Consider the following 18,475-nt stretch of genomic DNA (forward strand, 5'->3'; position numbering starts at 1 on the left):
ACGTGGCGAACGTGCTGGCCGGCATTGTTTACATCGACGGGATTCACCCGGACAGGATCGCCGCCTGATCTATCCATCCACAAGATTTGGATATAGCTCCGCGGTTTGCCCCCAACGTCCGATAAAGCGGGATGCGGCATAAGCCGAAGCTATGTTCATGGCCAGAGCAGTGGACTGCCGAGAGAATGGCTACGCGGCGCACCGCCCCCTTGCATCGCATCTGACTACTTCGTTACCGTACATTTCAGTGCAACGCAATGATGGATCGGCCCGACCCCCTATCGATATTGATAGTAGACGATTCGGAAGATTTCAGACAGCGCCTCCACCACCTGCTGGAAAGCATCGATGGTATTAAGATCAAGGGGGAGGCGGCTACGGCTCAAGAGGCCATCGAGATCGCCGCTGCTCATCCATTCGATATAGCTATTCTGGACATTCAGATGCCCGGTAGCGGCATCAGTGTGCTAAAAAGCCTGCGCAAGGATCACCCCTCCATTCGAATTGTGATGCTCACCAACCACGCCGATCCGTTTTATTTCAGGGTGTGCATGAGCGCCGGGGCCCATGTTTTCCTCGATAAATCCCTTCAGTTCGACGAGCTTCCAGCCGTCTTGCAAGCACTTCGCGCCGATTAAACCGCCTCCACCGAGCCGATTGAGCCGTTTTTGAGCAGCGTGTAGGACAGAGAATGACATTGGGGCGAACACCCATCCGACAGATATTGCGGCCCCCGTCTGAGCCGGGTTCGCCGCGAGATGCCCCATCTTGGTACCGTTCACTTCAACAAACCAGTATGGATACCACTATGAATACGAAAGATAGAAAGTCACCCGTCATGCAGCAGGCCGAAGGGAATTGGAAACAGTTCGTCGGCAAGATCAAGGAAACGTGGGGCGACCTCAGAAACGACGATCTGGACCGGTTCGAGGGTCGGATGGACCAGCTCGAGGGGTACCTCGAAGAGCGCACCGGCGAGTCCCGCGCGGCGGTCAAGAGTCGGATCAACGACATCTCCAGCAATCTCAAGGGCAGGGTTTGATCGACAGTGACATGATCGCGCCAGTGACAGTGTCGATAGCGACGCAGTCGTTACCGGCACTGTCACCAGGCGTCGCCTCCACGATCGTATCACTAACCGGAAATTCCAATGAAACGTAACATCGTATATTTTATGCTCGCAGCCGCCGGCGTAGTCGCCGTGGGTTGTCAGACCACACCTGAACGCGCCGATGCGGTCAATACCACCGAGTCGGTACAGGTCGAACGCGCACAGCAGGACATTCAGGCCTCTCTGGACCGGATCGACAACCGCATTGCCGATCTTGAAACCCGGCTCGCAAACACCGGCAGCGACATGCGCAACGAGTGGCAGGAGTCGATAGCGGAATTCCGCGAGGAGCGCCAGGAGCTGGCCGCTGAACTCAACGACTGGCGACAAGCCGGCGCCGAGGACCTGGCGGATGCCCAGGAGGATATGGACGATCGGCTGGCCGACTTGAACGAAAAAATCGATCAAGCAAGGCTCTTCACCATCGAACAACGCGATGAGTTCACTGCCGCAGCCGAAGCTCAGCTTGCCGGAATCGATGCGCGTATAGAAACGCTGCATGCGAAGCTCGACGAAGCGGGCGATGAAGCCCGCGAGGAGTACGGGGAAGCCGTCGATGACCTCCGGGCCACGCGGCACGAAATCGCCGAGAACTGGGTAGCATTCGAACAATCCTCGGAAGAGAACTTCGAAGAGCTACGCGCTGATCTCGCCGATGGCGTCGCCAAGCTCGACCGAAAGGTCGACGAGGTGACGGACAACATAGCTGACGGACTGGACGGCCAGCCTGGCCGTTAATGCCCTCTTGCCCCCCGGCGAGCAACGAGAGGCGACCGCATCAAGTGGCCGCCTCTTGTGCGTTAAAACCCCGGGCCGTACCTGCAGCTGGCCGCCTGCGAGACAGCGCCCCGGAAACCCGAGCCGAGGACTCGATGGCGATGATTCGCCGCTAGACCCCGCCATGGCTGACCATGCATTATTATCTGTATTGATTGCCGATGACTCCGACTCGTTGCGCCAACGACTCCGGCGCCTGCTTGACGGGCTGGACTTTACGGTCATGCGAGGCGAGTCGGTGTCCGCGGACGGCGTGATCGAATTGCTCCGGTCCGGCGCCTGGTTCGATGTAGCCATTCTCGACATCCAGATGCCCGGGAGCGGGGTGAAAGCCCTGCGCTATCTGACGCGTTACCACCCAGGGGTCGACGTGGTCATGTTGACGAACCATGCGGAAGCGTTTTACGAGCGCATCTGCAAGGAAGCCGGCGCCAGCTATTTCCTCGACAAGTCGATGGAATTCGACCAACTGCCCGACGTACTGGAGGCCATTTCGATCGATAACGCCGCCGCCGGCTGACCAGCGGCGTAGGACATTTCCTACGCCATTTCCCCTCGCCGGCTGACAACCCGTTCCCCTTTCGATCCACTATCTTCTATCCAGCCATATAACTGAAGCGGGCCCACTGGCCCACGCCATCCGGTTTCTATGTTCTTTCCCTGGTGACTGCCAGTCTGGCACCTGTATGAGGAAGAACGCTGGAAGGCCACCTACACGTTCGGCAGATTGGAAGGCCGGCTCACCCTCAGTTTGTCGGGCAACACCCGTCGTGTCGCGCAAGCGCCGCGGCTCGGGCCTCCTGGTTGTCTGGCCACGGTAAAGGCGAACGCATTGGGCGTTCGTCTTTACCGTTATTACCACAAGCGCGGCGCTCTTCTCGCCACAAGCGCAAGCGACATGGCACCACGACCTGCGCCGGCACGGCGCTCACACCTGCCGAAAGAGGCGTACGACTTCTAGCCGAATAGGCGCCAATCAAGAGAAACGGGGATCGCCGACATCGTCCACCCCGGCGGGAAACCCTCTTCTCCTGCAAGCAACGAAGCCCCCGACCGCAGACGTTGAGCGTCTGGAGTCGGGGGCTTCGTTCATTCAGGGTAGCCCGGACGGGCCTATATGGAAGGAATGTTGCCTTAGAGCAGAAAAGCGACTACGGCCAATACAAGGAATACAACTAATAGGATGCGTGCGATGGACGCCGAGGCGCCGGCGACGCCGCCAAATCCAAAAAAACCTGCGATGACGGCGACGATCAGAAAAACAATGGCTAGGGACAACATGATAATCCTCCTGGGATGGTTTCTAGTGGCCTACTTGCGATCGATGAATACACCTGACACGACCACTTTATGGGGATAACTTACACCACCATCGAAAAGACGCCCGTAGGCCGCTGTCTCGTTGTGCGTCGGATTTTGTAGGAGATGGTGTGTAGGCACATGCCTACACTGGGACGTAGGGCGTAGGGCGATATTGCCTCTATCAAGGTTGACACGATCTTTGCCCGATGGGCCATTGGAACGTGCGCCGGGTCGGTAGCGACGAAAACAAACGGCACGCGTGACGGGTTAACACAACGCGTCCTGTCACGCCGGCCGACCGCCGTTCATACGGCCCCCACTGTCAACACAACTCACTCTTCGATGCCTGATCGATCGACTGCCGAGCACCGACGCCTCGCCGAATCCGAGGCGCGTCAAGCAGATTGGAAGAACTGGGGCCCCTATGTCAGCGAGCGCGCCTGGGGCACTGTCCGCGAGGATTATAGTCCGGATGGCGAGGCCTGGGAGTATTTCCCGCACATGCACGCCCGCAGCCGAGCCTACCGATGGAACGAGGACGGCATCGGTGGCTTCTGTAACCGGTTTCAGAACCTGTGCCTCGGGGTGGCCCTGTGGAACGGGCGGGACCCGATCCTGAAGGAACGTTTTTTCGGGGTAACCGGAAAAGAAGGCAACCACGGCGAGGACGTGAAGGAGTATTATTTCTACCTGGATAATACCCCGACACACGCCTACGCCAAGATGCTCTACAAGTACCCGCAGGCGGTGTACCCGTACGGCCCCCTTGTCGAGGAAAGTTATCGGCGCAATCGCCTCCAGCCCGAATTCGAGCTATACGATGCTCTGAAGGCCACCTTCCGCGACAATCGCTACTTCGATGTGTTCATCGAATACGCCAAGGTGGATGACGACGACCTTTATTGCCGGATCACGGCGATCAACAGGGGACCGGAGGCGGCGCCGCTCCATCTTCTCCCCCAGCTCTGGTACCGGAACACGTGGACGTGGAAGACAGGTCGCGCGCGGCCGCGGATGGCGGCGGAAGTTGATTCGCTATCCGCCGCGGTGCGGTGCGACAGCCGGCATCTGGGCGAGCGGTACTGGTACGTCCAGGGCCCAGGCGGCAGCCGGCCCACGCTCATGTTCACCGAGAACGAGTCGAACATCGAGCGGCTCTACGGCGTCGCGAACCCGACTCCGTATGTCAAGGATTCATTCCATGACGCGGTCGTCCAGGGGGACCGGAGCCGGGTGAATCCGAACGGTGTGGGCACCAAAGCGGCCGCGCACTGCCGGATGATCCTGGCCCCGGGCCAGGAGGCGCAGGTGTATGTCCGTCTGTCGCCCCGCCGGCAGGCCGAGCCTTTTGCCGGCGTAGAGGCCTTGTTCGACCTCCGCATCGCCGAGGCCAATGCGTTTTATGCCACCGTTCACCGCGCCGGCCTTGGCGAGGACGAGCGGCGGGTACAACGTCAGGCGTTTGCAGGGCTGCTGTGGAGCAAACAATTTTACCACTACAGCGTCGAGCTCTGGCTGGACGGGGATGAGAATGGCCCGCCCCCGCCGGAGTCGCGCAAGTACGGCCGCAACGAGACGTGGCGCCATCTCTACAACCTGGACGTGATCTCGATGCCGGACAAGTGGGAGTATCCCTGGTACGCCGCCTGGGACCTCGCCTTCCACATGTTGCCCATCGCCCAGATCGACCCCGAATGGGCGAAACGCCAGCTCATCCTGATGATGCGCGAGTGGTACATGCACCCGAACGGGCAGTTGCCGGCGTACGAATGGGCGCTCGGCGACGTGAACCCGCCGGTTCACGCCTGGGCCGTCTGGCAGGTGTACCGGATCGACCGGCAGGTCACCGGCGCCGCCGACAGCGAATTCCTGGAAAAAGCCTTCCACAAGCTCCTGCTGAACTTCACCTGGTGGGTGAACCGGAAGGACCGCGACGGGCGAAACGTCTTCCAGGGCGGCTTTCTGGGATTGGATAACATCGGGGTGTTCGATCGCAGCAAGCCCCTGCCTACGGGTGGCCATCTGGACCAGGCCGATGGGACGGCCTGGATGGGGATGTATGCGCTCAACATGTTGATGATCGCGCTGGAGCTGGCGCGGACGAAGCCGGCGTATGAGGATGTCGCCACCAAGTTTTTCGAGCACTTCGTGTACATCGCCAACGCCATCAACGGGTCGAGCGGGCACGGGCTATGGAATACGGAAGACGGGTTTTATTACGATGTCCTCCACTTCTCCACTGGCGAGCACCTGCCGCTGCGGATCCGTTCGTTTGTTGGCCTGATCCCGCTCTTCGCCGTTGAAGTGTTGGATCTCGAACTGCTCGATCACCTGCCCCGCTTCAAGCAACGGGTCGAGTGGTTCATCAACTACCGGGGGCACATGATGCAGAACCTGTCACTTCTCGGCGAAAACGAGGGGCCGGGTTGGTTGCTGTCGTTGGTCAACAGGACGCAGCTCGCCCAGATACTGCCCCGCTTGCTCGATCCCGAACAGTTTTTGTCCGACTACGGCCTCCGCGCGCTATCTCGCGAGCATCAGGCCCATCCGTTTTCATTTGCGGTGGATGGCCAGACGTACACGGTATCCTACGAGCCGGCGGAATCGACCACCGGCCTCTTCGGCGGCAATTCGAATTGGCGCGGCCCGATCTGGTTTCCCGTGAACTACCTCATGATCGAGGCGCTTCGTACCTTCGGCCAGTTCTATGAGGATACATTTCATGTCGAGATGCCCACTGGTTCGGGCGTGTTGATGCGGATCGACGAGGCGGCGGACGCCATCGCCCGTCGGATGACGCAGATCTTCCTCACGGATGCATCCGGGCGCCGGCCATTCGCCGGGGACAACGAGCAGTTTCAGTCCGATCCCCACTGGCGGGATCATCTCCTCTTCTACGAATACTTCCACGGCGACAGCGGCGCCGGCCTGGGCGCCAGTCATCAGACGGGGTGGACGGCGTTGGTCGCCCAGCTGCTCCAGGAGATCTCGGCGCTAACGCCCCCACGCGAAGAGCAGGGCTCGCCTGACATAGCGCAAGCCTTACTCCCCGTAGCCTCTCTATAACCCTGACGTCCAAACCCCCTACTGCCATGATCAAGAAAGAAACGATCAAAAAAAGCGGCCACATCAAGGTCACCTTCAGCCTTCCGGCCGACCATCCCCATGGGTCGTCATCCGTCGTGGGCGACTTCAATGCCTGGGATCCGCTGGCGAACCCGTTTACGAAACGGACCAAGAGAACGGTCACTACCTCGATCGTCCTGCCCCCGGGCGGGAAATACCATTTCCGCTATCTGGGCGACGGGGCTATCTGGTTCGATGAGCCCGAGGCCGATGCCCATGAGGTCACCGCGCAGGGTACAAAGAATAGCGTCTTGGCGACGTGAGGGTTCAGCGAGTCGCCTTGCGAGGTTGCTGGTTGGCGTGTACTGACGGTCTTCGGTCCCCGGCTATGGCATGATAGCCGGCCCAGATGAACAACAGTCCGACGATCTCGGTAACGTAGAGAACCTCGACGTGGCCCATACGGGTGAACGTGCCCCCAATTCCTGGCAAGATCGCTCCGACGGCGATGCCCACGTTCCCCCACATCCTCCAGGGTGCAGCACGCTCCCGCGCGTATTTCCAGGCGGACCAGGCCGCTCCGCCAACCAGGAAGATGACTGCGTACAGGTTGATGAATGGCGAAAAGGCCCGCACCCACTGCCACGACATCACGCGGCCCGAAAGCCGATGCGGCTCAACGGCCGTGTAGTCGATCGGTGTGAGCATCACACATACCGATGCCACGGCTATAAGAGTAAGCAGAGCGGCAGTGGTCCTGTGTGCTGTTTTCCGTGAAAAAAGCAAATAGATCGTACCCTGAGCCAGCGGCGCCCCACCCAGCAGGGCGCCGCTGATATACCAGGCACGAAAGATAGACTCCTGCCAGCCCAGCAATGTCGTCAGGCTCTCCGTCAGCGTGCCCACGCCGTACATGGCTACCCCGATCATCCACCAGGCCAGGTACAACGCCGAGGGCTTCCGACGCCAGTGCCGGTAGAGGATGACGGTGAACGGGATCGCCAGGAGGGTGGTAAGGATAGGGACGTAGTGTACAGCCTGCGGCATCAATGTATCCGAATTATTCAAACTGACGCGAGCCGTCGGGCTGGAGGACGTAGTCGAACGTGACGTAGCGGGACTCCGACTCCGCCGTCGGGGTGTCCGGCGCGCCGCGGTAGTAGCTCACTACACTCAGTTTAGCGTAGAGGCCATCAGCCGTTCGGACGAGCACCACGCGGCCGGGGATCGGAGAGATGATATTGGTAGCCGGGTTGTAGTTGTACCAGCCGTTGCCGGACCCCGGGGGGATAGCAGGCACTTCGGCGGTCGCCAGGTTCCAGCCGGTTTCGGGCGCTTCAAGGATCTCATCGAACGTCCCTTCCACGATCTGCACCGCACCGTTGCCCGGGCCGGTCGTGCCGCCGTTGACGATCAGATCGGTACCCCGGAAGGCGACATCCCAGGCGGTAGTGGCGGAATCGGCCGTAGTGAGCACTTCGTTTTCCCGGAGGCTGTGAAAGGTGAAGAGCCCCCGGCCGATGGGCCGGCCCTCAGGCGAGATACCGACGATGGGGTCGGCCGGCAAGTCGGTCACATGGGTCAGTTCCGGATCTGGAAATTCCTCTTCGTCGCTAGTGGTATCACAGCCGACCCAGATAAATGCAAGTATCAGGAGGGCGAGGAGAGAAAGCAGGTTGGCGAAGGACATAATGGTACGCATGGGTTATCGTTTAGGATCGAAGGTGTACTGAAGGGAAACGAACCAGCGCCGGCCGGAGAGTGATGGGACGTACTCGCGGTCGGTCACATCGAAGAGATTTTTGGCGCCCAGTTGCGCCTCGACGGAGGGCCCCAGCCGTTTGGTGAGGGTGGCGTTCCAGAGGGTATAAGCCTCCACGTATTCGCGGTCGTCGTCGAGGACGAGGTTGCCGTTGAGGTCGGCATAACCGTAGCGCCCGCGCAGGATGCCGCGGACGGAGGCCGTGAGGCCGGCCTCAGGCCATCGGTAGAGTACGCGCAGGTTGCCGCTATGCCGGGAGCGCGAAAACAATCCGCCATAGTCCGACCGCGTGAGACGCCGGTCGCGGCCATCGACCCGGGTGAAGAGCTCACCGGCGTCGATCTGGTCGAGCACGTCACGATCGCGGGCGTCGAGGAACTGGTAGCCGAGGGTGGCTTCGAGTGCCGGCGTAATCCCGTGGCGGAGTTCGGCATGGAAGCCCTGGACAAAAACCTCGTTGAGGTTGACGTACGTAAAGATGGTTTGCCCGTTGGTGCGCACGGCGGCAGGGAGGGTTTCGATCTGGTCCCGCACGTCGCTCCGGAAGAGGTGCGTCTGGAGGTAGGTCCGCGGCCCGAGTTCGGCATCAACGCCGAGGGTGTAGGCCAGCGCCGTTTCCGGGCGGACGCCGCCGATCTCCGAGGGATCCGCGAGGAGGTAGTCGATCAGCCCCAGGGCGGCCTGTTCGTCGAGGGCCTGGCGGATATCCACCGAACCGAAGACCGTGTAGCCGCCGGCCGGGTTGGTGAAGTCCATGTACAGCTGCTGGAAGGTCGGCGCCTTAAAGCCGGAGCCGACGGACATACGTACCCGCACGGCCTCGCGGGGGGTGACGAGCAGCGCCAGGCGCGGGCTGAGGTGGAGCCCGTAATCGCTATGCCGGTCCAGCCGCGTGCTGAGCACCACATCGACCTTGTCTCCGGGCATCCATTCGTGCTGGAGGAAGCCGTAGAGGTTTTCGTTGGACCGTTTGCCGCCGCGGACGCGGTCGGTTTGGACGGTCTCGCCGATGTAGCCGGCGCCGGCAGAGAAGAAGTGGTTGCGGGAGAGGACGGCGTCCCACTGGGCCTCGGCCTTGTAGTAGGCCTGGTCGAACAGCGTCGTCGTGGCCAGCGCGGTGTCCGCGAGGTCGCGTACGGAGAGGAACGTGCCGTACGAGGCGGCGTAGAGCCGGCCGGTGAGGCGGTCGCCCGAGCGCAGCCTGTGGGTGACATGGGGCGCGAGGCTCCAATCCGTCCGCTCGGCCCGTTCGTCGAATTCGACCTGTATGCCATTCAGGAAGAGTCCGGAGGAGCTCTGCTGCTCCTGGGTGGCAAAACGCCCGTTGAGGCGCCACTCGGTATGGTCGCCATCAAAACGGAGTCGGGCATTGGCGGCGTAGTCCGTAAAACCGGGCACGGTAAGGCCCAGGATCTCCGGGAACAGGTCGTAGCCGCTGGAGCTGAAGCGATTGAGTTCGATGCGGGACCCGAAGCGGCCGAACTGGAGGTCGCTCGCCACCGTCAGGTCCATCGTATCGTGGGTCTCGAAACTCGCGCGGGCGGAGCCCTGCACCCCCTCCTGCGGTGTGCGGGTGATCACGTTGATCACGCCGGCAAGCGCCTCGCTGCCATAGAGCGACGAGAGCGGTCCGCGCACGATCTCGACCCGTTCGACGCCGGCGACCCCGATCCGCTCCAGATCCACCGCCCCGCCAGACCGGCCGATTACGGGCTCTCCGTCGATCAATACGAGCGTGTAGGCGGCATCCATCCCCTGCAGCTGTACGCCGGCCGCGCCAAACTCCGGCACAATCGCCAGCCCCGTCTGCTCCGCCAATACCTCACTCAACCGCGGTGCCCCGAGCAAGCGCATCGACTCCGACGTGACGACATCGGTTAAAATCGGGACATCGCGGAGCTCCCGGATACTGCGGGTCGCCGTGATCACCACAGCCGGCATGGACAACGTCCAGATCGAGTCTGCCTTCGCTACGGGAAGTTTCCGCGGCTCGGACGTCTGCGCGGCGGCCACCGGCAACAACCCCTGCCAAAGAGCCAGCAAAACCAAAAGGACGCTCAGGTGGTTCACGGTACCTCAGGCGCCACGAACGCCTGCATTTATGGTTCGATTAACCAGGATCCGCTCGAATCCGGCTCGATGCACGCAATATACCACACAACTTTGCGTAGTTTTATATAGATTTGTGCAGATTTGTATAATATGCTATCGTCTAAACCGCTGCTCTCATTAAAGGAGGCCGCCCATCTCCTGAACGTGCACCCTTCGACCCTGCGCCGGTGGGCGGATCAGGGGGATATTCTGGCGGTGGTGACGCCGGGTGGGCATCGGCGTTTTTCGCAGCAGGAGATTGAGCGGATGCGTTCCCCGTTGGCGCCGCTGGTGGATCAGGAGCCGGCGACCCTGGCGTTTGAGAAGACGGCTCTGCAGCACACGAGGGAGGAGCTACAGCATCACCGAAACGACGCGTGGATGGAATCGATGGACGATGCGGCGCGGACGGAGCAGCGAGAGTTGGGCCGGCGGGTGATGGGTCTGATGATGCGTTATATCGCGGGCGCGGACCTAGCCGTCCTGGAAGAGGCACGCCAGATCGGCCATACCTATGCGACGATGTCTCAACGGGCGGGGCTCAACCTGAGCCAGACACTCCAGGCGATGATGTTTTTCAGGGAGAACATCGTGGAGAGCATCCTTTTGCTGCCGGAATCAGTGCGAGCGAACCTGGACAACAACAAGCAGCTTTTGAGAAGCGTGAATGGCTTTTTGAATGCCGTGCTGATGGGGGTGTCGGAGTATTACGACGTGCGCTAGCGGACGACGTACCGGGCGGCCCAGTCGAGCAACTCGGTGCGGGCTTCTTCGGAGAGTTTTTCGGGGATCCGGACCTCGATCTTCACAAACAGATCGCCGCGTCCTTTTTCGGTTTTGATGCCCTGACCCTTGAGACGCAGGGTGCGGCCGGGTTGCATGCCGGCGGCGATAGGTACTTTTACGGACCGCCCGTAGGGGTCGGCGATCACGCGGCTGCCGCCCGTAGCGGCCTCGACCATGTCGATCGTTTCCGTACAGGTCACATCGTTGCCCTTGCGTTCGAAGCGTGGGTGCGGGGCCACCTCGAACCGGATGTACAGGTTGCCCCGGCCACCCGGGCCGGCCTGACCGCGCCCTTTGAGCCGGATCTTGAATCCGTTTTCCACGCCTTCGGGGACATCGATCCGGACGACGTCTCGGTCGGGCAGGGTGATCTCTCGTTTGCCGCCCTGGAGCGCCTCCTCGAAGGACAACGCCAGAGCGGACTCGATGTCGGCGCCTGGCGTTCGGCGGGCGCGCCGGCCCGGGGCGGGTTCGCCGCGCTGCTGGTTGAAGAATTGCTCGAACAGGTCCGACATATCCGAGAAGCCTCCGCCAGCTCCAGCATTGGGAGTATCTCCCGTCGTGTCGTAGCGGGCGTAGCCGCCATCGGGGGTACGGTAGAACCCCGACCGCCCGCCGTCGCCATTTAACGGGTTGCCGCCCATGCCGGCGTAGGGGTTCTTCCGCATCACGTCGTACTTTTTCCGCTTCTCGGGGTCGCCGAGAACGTCGTACGCTTCCTGGATCTCCTTGAATCGCTCCTCGGCGCCGGGCTTGCCCGGGTTTTTGTCCGGGTGAAACTGTCTCGCCAGCTTGCGATAGCCCTTTTTGATGGCATCCGCGTCCGCATCCTCGGCGATGCCGAGTACCGTGTAGTAGTTTTTGATCTTTGCGGCCATACGAATTACCAGGATGCGTGATGCGGATGGGTCGAGTTCGGGGCATCAGACCCCGAACCCGTCCCCGCTCCGCGCGCTAAGATACGGCGATTCGGACCGGCTTGCTGCTTTCCGCCTTCGGGACTTCAATCCGGAGCACGCCGTCGCGCATCGCTGCCTTGATGCCCGAGGGGTCGACCTCGGTCGTGAACTCGACCGTACGGGCGAAGCGGCCGGCCCAGCGTTCGCCGCGAACAGGCTTGTCGGTTTCCCCGCGGGGTGTGGCGCGTTCGCCGGAGAGCGCAAGGATTCCCTTTTCGAACGTGATCTCAACCTGTTCATGGGTGAGCCCGGGAAGGTCCACTTCGAGGATAAATCCCTCGGTCGTTTCGACGATATCGAGCCGGGGCGCCCAGGTTGGCGCGCCGTTTTCGCCGTGGATGGCCGGGCCTGCGGCGCGGTTGATGAGGCGATCGACCTCGCGCTGGAGCGAAGGCCGGCGGGAAACGGGGGTAAAATGGATGACTCGGTTCATTGTTGTAGGGGTTTAAGGTTCGGGGTTTAATGTTCGAGGTAAGTGGGTCGCTGTTTCGACTTCCCCCCAGGGGTCAAACCCGGTGCCAGGGTCGGGTTTCGGACATAATTTCAGTTACCGGTATGCCGGGCGTCACACGGACTGGCAGCCGGCCGGGCGGGCTGTCATAGGGGGTCTGACGTCGACGGCGAGAAGGGCTCTTGGGCGTCTGCCAGGATGACCCGTAAACTCACAAAAACGTCATACGCGGATCGATCCCCTGCCGTAGGTTTCGGTTGTTTCCGTCACCCCATCCACCTCCTTCGGGCACGCCACCACCATGGACCTCTCCGTCGTTCGAGACATCGCCATCGACATTGTCACCCAGGCCCGCGCCGGCATTCTCGCGCACGTGGAGGCCGGGTTTTCGTTCGAGAAGAAGTCGGACAACAGCTTCGTCACCACCGCCGACCTCGATGCCGAGCGCCTCATCCGCCAGCGGCTCGCGGAGCACTTCCCCGACCACGGCATCCTGGGCGAGGAGTTCGAGGCTTCGGCCAGCACGAGCGGCTATACGTGGGTGATCGACCCGATCGACGGGACACACAGCTTCCGCCACGGCATCCCGCTGTACGGGACGATGCTGGCGCTACTCGAAGGCGACACGCCCGTGGTATCGGTCATCGACCTCGCCGGCATCGGCCGCCTGTACGCCGCGGCGAAAGGGCTCGGCAGCACCCGCAACGGCCGGCCGATCCGCCTGCACCCACTGGGCTCCGCGCGCATCGAGGACGAAGTGATCGCCCTGGGCGAGCGCAAGCAATTCGTGTCCTGCGGCCTGGAGCGCGTCTACGACACCCTGATGACGGGCCACGACCACGCGCGGACCTATTGCGACTGCTTCGGCCACGCGCTGGCGGCCGAGGGGTCGGTTGGCGCGATGGTGGATTACAACATCCGCATCTGGGACAGCGTGGCGTCGGTGTTGCTGGTGGAGGAGGCCGGCGGGAAAACCATCTGCCTGGGCGAACGCCAGGATGGCGCGGAAAAACGCTACGACTGGGTCTTTGGGAAGCCGGAGGTGGTGGAATGGGTGCGATTGGCGATTAGCGATTAGCGAATAGACGATTAGAGATGGGGATTAAAACTGTACCCCTGTCCTCAGTACATACTCACTCCGGTATCCTGCCAGATACGAGCGGCCATCTCTGGCCGATGAAACGGTCCGGTTGGCCAGCAGGTGGGCATACAGGTTCTGACCTCCAAGTCGCCACTCTTTTCCGAGACCGAACGATACCATCATATTCCTCCGCGTAAAGCGATCGCCTGGACCAGGACCCCCAGCCGTCCACGCGGAATTGGCTCTTGAGCCTTTTATGTCAAATCGTGCATGCACCAGATAGCCCAACTCCGGGCCAAAAAGAACCTTCACGTACCGGGCATCAAACGCCAACAACATCCCGAGCGCGATATAATGTTGGGTCATTTGTGCACTAGCTTCAGGAAAAGCCACCAACCTATTGCTTCTATCAATGAGTAAACTGTACCTCACCCCCCAGTGTACGTCGATATCGGGGTTGATCTCTTTTTCCCGCCCTAGTCTGACACTCCAGGCAGGTATTACGCGCCCCTCATCACGAATTCCGACTTTGTAGTCTCGCTCGCCAGAAGAAACGCCTACATCTACAAAGAAAGGCTTCGATTGCGCATGGGCGATCGAGAGCAAAGAGGCAAGAAGAAGCGAGACGAGAAGGCCGGCTGTTCGCATGAAGGGCGCGTGTATAAAGTCTGCTTGAATCCACGAAGAACCTCCCCACCAAGATAACCTCTTACTCCCATCCAGACAACACTACTGACGAAACGAACGAGGCGACAAACGAAGTAAACCGGGGAACCATGCGCGCTTCGCTGATGGCGAAGTTGCGAGCAAGGAACAGCAAGTGAGCTATGCTCAACTGTTCTATGGATCCCCGATCGGGGTCGGGGATGACGGGGCGCTTTGAGCTCAAATAGTGCCATATAGGGCTTTAAAGGGCTACCAACCCATAATCTCAGCGGGTTACGCACAAGGCCACATCCTTGATCGCTAATCGCTAATCACAAATCGTTAATCGCTACTCCCCCCACGTACACCTCCGCCGCCGCCGGCCCCCCCCACGGGTAGAGCAGCGCCAGGGCATGGGGACTGTCGACCACCAGGAAGTCGGCGGCAGACCCTGTGGCGAGCCGGCCCCGGTCGGATAGCCCGAGGGCATCCGCCGCGTGCGCCGTGCCGGCCAGCAGCGCTTCTTCGGCGCTCATCCCCCCCAGGGCCATGCCGAGTTGCAGGCAGAGCGGCAGGCTGTAAAACGGACTGCTTCCGGGGTTGTGGTCGGTGGCGATGGCGATCTTCACGCCGACATCCAGCATCCCCCGCACATCTGGCAGGTGCTTGCGGAGAACCACCGTGGCGCCCGGAAGCAGCGTCGCGACCGTGGAGGAGGCGGCGAGCGCCTGCCAGTCGGCCGGCGTGGTTTGTTCAAGGTGATCGGCGGACAAGGCGCCCATCTCGGCCGCCAGGCGGGTGGCACCGGTGTGGGTGAGTTGTTCGGCGTGGACCTTATACGCAAGGCCATGGGCCGCGGCCGCCTCGAACAGGCGGCGGGTCTCCTCCAGCGTAAACGCCCCACGGTCGCAGAACACATCCACCGCCGTGGCCAGGCCCTCGCGGGCCACCTCCGGGATGAGGTCCCGGCAAAACATCTCCACATACGCCCTCCGGTCCCAGCCGGCGGGGATGACGTGGGCAAGCAGGGTCGGTACGATGTGCTGGGGCGTTTCCGCGGCAAGCCGGCGGATAACGCGCAGCATCTTCAGCTCCTGCTCCGGCTCCAATCCGTAGCCAGATTTGATTTCGAGGGTCGTCACGCCCTGGGCCAGCATATACCGCGCCCTGTCCAGCGCGCCGGCCAGCAGTTCGTCCTCCGATGCCGCGGCCGTGGCGCGGACGGTGTTGTGGATGCCCCCGCCGGCCTCCAGGATGGCCTCGTACGTCTCGCCCCGCGCACGGCGCAGGTATTCATCCACCCGCAAGCCGGCCCAGACGAGGTGCGTGTGGCTGTCCACCAGCCCGGGCAGCACCGCCCGGTTACGGAGGGAGACGAGCGTCACGTCATCGAGGTAGGCATCCGGCAGTTCCGCCGTCGGCCCGACCCAGACGAAACGGCCGTCTTCGACCACCATCGCCGCGTTGGGAATGCGGTCGACGGGGGTGTAGAGTTCGGATATTTCGTTGAAGAGGAGCATGTTCTCACGCGAACGTCATCCCCCGATCAGGTCGGGGGTAGGCTCTGGGCCCCGCCCCAGTACCCAGCGGGGTTTGCTATCCTGCTCTGGGTCCTGGATCAAGTCCAGGATGACTATGATGTAGAACTACTGCTTTTTAATCGTTACTCACAAATCGCTAATCGCTAATCGCTACTCTTCTCCCCGATCCAACCCCCGCTCCCGGGCCACCTCCACGGCCCGGTCGTATCCGGCGTCGGCGTGGCGCATGACGCCTGTGCCGGGGTCGTTGACGAGGACGCGGGCGAGGCGTTCCCGTGCGTCGTCGGAGCCGTCGGCGACACACACCTGGCCGGCGTGGAGGCTGTAGCCCATCCCGACTCCGCCGCCATGGTGGAAGCTGACCCAGGCGGCGCCGGAGACGGCGTTGAGGGCGAAGTTGAGCAGCGGCCAATCGGCCACGGCATCGCTGGTATCGATCATGGCCTCGGTCTCGCGGTACGGGCTGGCGACGCTGCCGGAATCCAGGTGGTCCCGCCCGATGACAATCGGGGCGTCGAGTTCGCCGCGGCGGACCATCTCGTTGAACAACAGACCGGCCTTATCCCGCTCCCGGTACCCGAGCCAGCAGATCCTGGCCGGAAGGCCCTGGAACTTGAAGGTCTTCACCCCCTCGTTGAGCCATCGGTGCAGGCCGGCGTCGTCGGGGAATAGGGTTTTAAGGGCCTCGTCGGTTTTGTAGATGTCCCGCGGATTGCCCGACAGGGCCACCCAGCGAAACGGCCCCCGGCCTTCGCAAAACTGGTCGCGGATAAACGCCGGCACAAACCCCGGGTAGGCGAAGGCGTCGGCGAAGCCGCCCTGGCGGGCCATCGCGCGGAGGTTGTTGCCGTAGTCGAAGGCCACGGCGCCGGCGGACTGCATGGCGACGATGGCCTCGCAGTGCCGGGCCATGGCGTCGAATACGCGTTTCTTGTAGCCGGCGAGGTCCTTCGCCCGCAGCTCGTCCGGGTCTTCATCGGCGGCGAGGATGGGGATGTAGCCCACGAGCGGGTCGTGCGCACTGGTCTGGTCCGTCACGAGGTCCGGGATGAAACCGATGCGCACCATCTGCGGGAGGATGTCGGCGGCGTTGCCCAGGAGGCCGATGCTGAGGGGTTTGCCGGCGGCCTTCGCGACTTCGGCGCGGTGGATGGCGTCGTTGAGGTCGCGCGTCCAGGTGTCCAGGTAGCCGGTTTCGATGCGCCGCTGGATGCGGGCGGGGTCGATTTCGACGACGAGGACGACCCCGCCGTTGAGGGTGACGGAGAGCGGCTGGGCGCCGCCCATCCCGCCGAGGCCTGCGGTGACGGTGATCGTCCCCTTCAGGCTTCCGCCGAAGTGTTTTCGGCCGGCGGAGGCGAAGGTCTCGTAGGTCCCCTGAAGGATGCCCTGGGTGCCGATGTAGATCCAGCTGCCGGCGGTCATCTGGCCGTACATCATGAGGCCGAGTTTATCGAGCCGGTCGAACTCGTCCCAATTCGCCCACTGCCCGACCAGGTTGCTGTTGGCGAGGATGACGCGGGGGGATTGGGGGAAGGTGCGGAAGACCCCGACGGGCCGGCCGGACTGGACGAGCAGGGTCTCGTCGTTCTCCAGCCGGTCCAGCACGGCGATGATCCGGTGGTAATCCTCCCACGTCCGCGCCGCCTTCCCGCGCCCGCCGTAGACGATGAGTTCGTCGGGCTTCTCGGCGTTGGCGGGGTCCAGGTTGTTCATCAGCATCCGCTTGGCGGCTTCCTGGATCCAGCCTTTGGCGGTTTTATGGGGGCCTGTGGGGGCGTGGATGGGTGTCATGGTAGGGTGTGTATGGGCGGTCTCAATACTCAGCGCGACATGTCACCCTGCCGGCACTGAGCGAAGCCGAAGTGAGCGCCAGCGAAGGGTCCTCGAGCGGCAGTAGGTGCCAGCTGGATCCCTGTTTGAGGATCGCGCCGGCTGGACTGGTAATACCCGATGCGAAAATCTGCCGGTTTAAGATCCTTCGCTGATGCTGCTAATGACATCGCGTGTAGAGACGCCCCGGCGGGGCGTCTTAGGCACAAGATCGAAATCTAGCATTCTGTCATTCCGAATCGTTCAGAGACGCCCCACCGGGGCGTCTCTACCCCATGTCACCCTGAGCGGTAGCGAGGGGTCTTCGAGCGGCAGTCGATTCCCGTCGGATCCTTGTTTGGAGATTGCGATGGTTGGACTGGTAATGCCCGATCCAAGGTTCTGCCTGCTTAAGATCCCTCGCTAACGCTCAGGATGACCATTTAACCCCCCCGCCATCCGCGCCGCGATAAACGTCCACATCGCCGCGGCGGCGAGGCGGGCGGTGCGGTTGTCGAGGTCGTAGATGGGGTTGACCTCGGTGATCTCGAAGATGCGGCTGCGCGGGTCGGCGCCGGCGAAGTCCGCGATGTGGAGCAACTGGGAGGCGCTCAGGCCGGCGGGGTTGGGGGCGCTGACGCCGGGTGCGTCGGCGGCGGTGACGACATCCATGTCGATCCCCCAGAAAATGGCTTTCGCCGTCAGCTCCAGCGCCTCGTGCAGCACTTCGTCGATCCCCAGAAAACCCAGCTCGTCCAGCGGAATGCCGCGCACGCCCAGGCGCTCCAGGTAGGCCGCGTAGGTGGGTGAGTTCGCGAAACGCTGGTAGCCAATCTCAAAAAACAGCTCCGGACGCAAAAACCCCTCCTCGAGGAGCTGCCGGTAGGGCGTGCCGCTGTTACGCGGCGTGTCGGCGCGGACGTCGAAGTGGGCGTCGATGTTGAAGGCGAGTGGGTTCGGTGATTCCATGGCCAGGGCCGAGGCGTCCGGGTACGACACATCGTTGCCGCCGCCCAGCACGATGAGCGATTTGCCATCGCGCAGAATACGACGGACGATCTCGCGGTGGCGGTCGTGGATCTCTTCCAGGG

Annotated in this window: 18 protein-coding genes; 8 read left to right on the top strand and 10 right to left on the bottom strand. The window is 62.2% G+C overall.

Features of this window, described 5'->3' with window-relative positions:
* Positions 1–257: 257 nt before the first annotated feature.
* The 4 genes from SH809_11040 to SH809_11055 all read left to right on the top strand — a co-directional run bounded on the left by SH809_11040 (position 258) and on the right by SH809_11055 (position 2,408).
* On the top strand, positions 258–638 hold the full coding sequence (locus SH809_11040; protein ID MDZ4700232.1) for a response regulator transcription factor: 381 nt from the start codon (positions 258–260) through the stop codon (positions 636–638).
* 200 nt (positions 639–838) lie between these two features.
* Positions 839–1,042 (top strand): CsbD family protein, encoded by a 204-nt coding sequence (locus tag SH809_11045; protein MDZ4700233.1) that lies wholly within the window; start codon positions 839–841, stop codon positions 1,040–1,042.
* Between the two features lie 108 nt (positions 1,043–1,150).
* A complete protein-coding gene (locus SH809_11050) occupies positions 1,151–1,849 on the top strand; it encodes a hypothetical protein (protein ID MDZ4700234.1) in 699 nt (232 codons plus the stop codon).
* Positions 1,850–2,012: 163 nt separating this feature from the next.
* Positions 2,013–2,408, top strand: coding sequence for a response regulator (locus SH809_11055; GenBank protein ID MDZ4700235.1), 396 nt, complete (start codon positions 2,013–2,015; stop codon positions 2,406–2,408).
* A 614-nt stretch (positions 2,409–3,022) separates the two neighbouring features.
* On the opposite strand, the gene SH809_11060 is transcribed toward SH809_11055, so the two are convergent.
* On the bottom strand, positions 3,023–3,169 hold the full coding sequence (locus tag SH809_11060; GenBank protein MDZ4700236.1) for a DUF1328 family protein: 147 nt from the start codon (positions 3,167–3,169) through the stop codon (positions 3,023–3,025).
* Positions 3,170–3,532: 363 nt separating this feature from the next.
* On the opposite strand from SH809_11060, the gene SH809_11065 reads away from it, so the two are divergent.
* Both SH809_11065 and SH809_11070 read left to right on the top strand, forming a co-directional pair.
* Positions 3,533–6,256 carry a hypothetical protein gene (locus SH809_11065; protein MDZ4700237.1) on the top strand — a complete coding sequence of 908 codons (2,724 nt, stop codon included), beginning with the start codon at positions 3,533–3,535 and terminating at the stop codon, positions 6,254–6,256.
* Between the two features lie 26 nt (positions 6,257–6,282).
* The gene (locus SH809_11070; GenBank protein MDZ4700238.1) at positions 6,283–6,579 is read left to right on the top strand and encodes an isoamylase early set domain-containing protein; all 297 of its coding nucleotides are present in this window, start codon (positions 6,283–6,285) and stop codon (positions 6,577–6,579) included.
* Between the two features lie 4 nt (positions 6,580–6,583).
* Here SH809_11070 and SH809_11075 read toward each other — a convergent pair whose 3' ends face one another.
* The 3 genes from SH809_11075 to SH809_11085 are packed head-to-tail and all read right to left on the bottom strand — an operon-like array spanning position 6,584 to position 10,061.
* The gene (locus SH809_11075; protein MDZ4700239.1) at positions 6,584–7,303 is read right to left on the bottom strand and encodes a hypothetical protein; all 720 of its coding nucleotides are present in this window, start codon (positions 7,301–7,303) and stop codon (positions 6,584–6,586) included.
* 13 nt (positions 7,304–7,316) lie between these two features.
* Positions 7,317–7,958 carry an HmuY family protein gene (locus tag SH809_11080; GenBank protein ID MDZ4700240.1) on the bottom strand — a complete coding sequence of 214 codons (642 nt, stop codon included), beginning with the start codon at positions 7,956–7,958 and terminating at the stop codon, positions 7,317–7,319.
* Positions 7,959–7,961: 3 nt separating this feature from the next.
* On the bottom strand, positions 7,962–10,061 hold the full coding sequence (locus SH809_11085; protein ID MDZ4700241.1) for a TonB-dependent receptor: 2,100 nt from the start codon (positions 10,059–10,061) through the stop codon (positions 7,962–7,964).
* Between the two features lie 159 nt (positions 10,062–10,220).
* Between SH809_11085 and SH809_11090 the strand changes: the two genes are divergently transcribed.
* Positions 10,221–10,832, top strand: coding sequence for a helix-turn-helix domain-containing protein (locus SH809_11090; GenBank protein ID MDZ4700242.1), 612 nt, complete (start codon positions 10,221–10,223; stop codon positions 10,830–10,832).
* Here SH809_11090 and SH809_11095 read toward each other — a convergent pair.
* A complete protein-coding gene (locus tag SH809_11095) occupies positions 10,829–11,773 on the bottom strand; it encodes a J domain-containing protein (protein MDZ4700243.1) in 945 nt (314 codons plus the stop codon). The genes SH809_11090 and SH809_11095 overlap by 4 nt on opposite strands.
* Positions 11,774–11,849: 76 nt before the next feature.
* Entirely contained in the window at positions 11,850–12,287 is a 438-nt protein-coding gene (locus SH809_11100; protein MDZ4700244.1) for an Hsp20/alpha crystallin family protein, read from the bottom strand.
* Between the two features lie 319 nt (positions 12,288–12,606).
* Here SH809_11100 and SH809_11105 point away from each other — a divergent pair, with 319 nt between their 5' ends.
* Complete coding sequence (locus SH809_11105; GenBank protein MDZ4700245.1) at positions 12,607–13,383, top strand: inositol monophosphatase family protein; 777 nt, start codon at positions 12,607–12,609, stop codon at positions 13,381–13,383.
* 24 nt (positions 13,384–13,407) lie between these two features.
* On the opposite strand, the gene SH809_11110 is transcribed toward SH809_11105, so the two are convergent.
* From SH809_11110 to SH809_11125, 4 genes are all read right to left on the bottom strand, one after another.
* Positions 13,408–14,034 carry a hypothetical protein gene (locus SH809_11110; protein MDZ4700246.1) on the bottom strand — a complete coding sequence of 209 codons (627 nt, stop codon included), beginning with the start codon at positions 14,032–14,034 and terminating at the stop codon, positions 13,408–13,410.
* A 329-nt stretch (positions 14,035–14,363) separates the two neighbouring features.
* Positions 14,364–15,551, bottom strand: coding sequence for an imidazolonepropionase (hutI, locus tag SH809_11115; GenBank protein ID MDZ4700247.1), 1,188 nt, complete (start codon positions 15,549–15,551; stop codon positions 14,364–14,366).
* 171 nt (positions 15,552–15,722) lie between these two features.
* On the bottom strand, positions 15,723–17,366 hold the full coding sequence (gene hutU / locus SH809_11120) for a urocanate hydratase (protein MDZ4700248.1): 1,644 nt from the start codon (positions 17,364–17,366) through the stop codon (positions 15,723–15,725).
* Between the two features lie 441 nt (positions 17,367–17,807).
* On the bottom strand, positions 17,808–18,475 hold a 668-nt coding region (locus SH809_11125; GenBank protein MDZ4700249.1), incomplete at its 5' end, for an arginase family protein.

The organism is Rhodothermales bacterium (assembly GCA_034439735.1).
GTDB lineage: Bacteria > Bacteroidota > Rhodothermia > Rhodothermales > JAHQVL01 > JAWKNW01.

Bases quoted from the DNA above. Each gene is read 5' to 3' on its own strand.
- SH809_11040 (MDZ4700232.1), top strand. From the start codon at position 258: ATGATGGATCGGCCCGACCCCCTATCGATATTGATAGTAGACGATTCG.
- SH809_11045 (MDZ4700233.1), top strand. From the start codon at position 839: ATGCAGCAGGCCGAAGGGAATTGGAAACAGTTCGTCGGCAAGATCAAG.
- SH809_11050 (MDZ4700234.1), top strand. From the start codon at position 1,151: ATGAAACGTAACATCGTATATTTTATGCTCGCAGCCGCCGGCGTAGTC.
- SH809_11055 (MDZ4700235.1), top strand. From the start codon at position 2,013: ATGGCTGACCATGCATTATTATCTGTATTGATTGCCGATGACTCCGAC.
- SH809_11060 (MDZ4700236.1), bottom strand. From the start codon at position 3,169: ATGTTGTCCCTAGCCATTGTTTTTCTGATCGTCGCCGTCATCGCAGGT.
- SH809_11065 (MDZ4700237.1), top strand. From the start codon at position 3,533: ATGCCTGATCGATCGACTGCCGAGCACCGACGCCTCGCCGAATCCGAG.
- SH809_11070 (MDZ4700238.1), top strand. From the start codon at position 6,283: ATGATCAAGAAAGAAACGATCAAAAAAAGCGGCCACATCAAGGTCACC.
- SH809_11075 (MDZ4700239.1), bottom strand. From the start codon at position 7,303: ATGCCGCAGGCTGTACACTACGTCCCTATCCTTACCACCCTCCTGGCG.
- SH809_11080 (MDZ4700240.1), bottom strand. From the start codon at position 7,958: ATGCGTACCATTATGTCCTTCGCCAACCTGCTTTCTCTCCTCGCCCTC.
- SH809_11090 (MDZ4700242.1), top strand. From the start codon at position 10,221: ATGCTATCGTCTAAACCGCTGCTCTCATTAAAGGAGGCCGCCCATCTC.
- SH809_11095 (MDZ4700243.1), bottom strand. From the start codon at position 11,773: ATGGCCGCAAAGATCAAAAACTACTACACGGTACTCGGCATCGCCGAG.
- SH809_11100 (MDZ4700244.1), bottom strand. From the start codon at position 12,287: ATGAACCGAGTCATCCATTTTACCCCCGTTTCCCGCCGGCCTTCGCTC.
- SH809_11105 (MDZ4700245.1), top strand. From the start codon at position 12,607: ATGGACCTCTCCGTCGTTCGAGACATCGCCATCGACATTGTCACCCAG.
- SH809_11110 (MDZ4700246.1), bottom strand. From the start codon at position 14,034: ATGCGAACAGCCGGCCTTCTCGTCTCGCTTCTTCTTGCCTCTTTGCTC.
- hutI (MDZ4700247.1), bottom strand. From the start codon at position 15,551: ATGCTCCTCTTCAACGAAATATCCGAACTCTACACCCCCGTCGACCGC.
- hutU (MDZ4700248.1), bottom strand. From the start codon at position 17,366: ATGACACCCATCCACGCCCCCACAGGCCCCCATAAAACCGCCAAAGGC.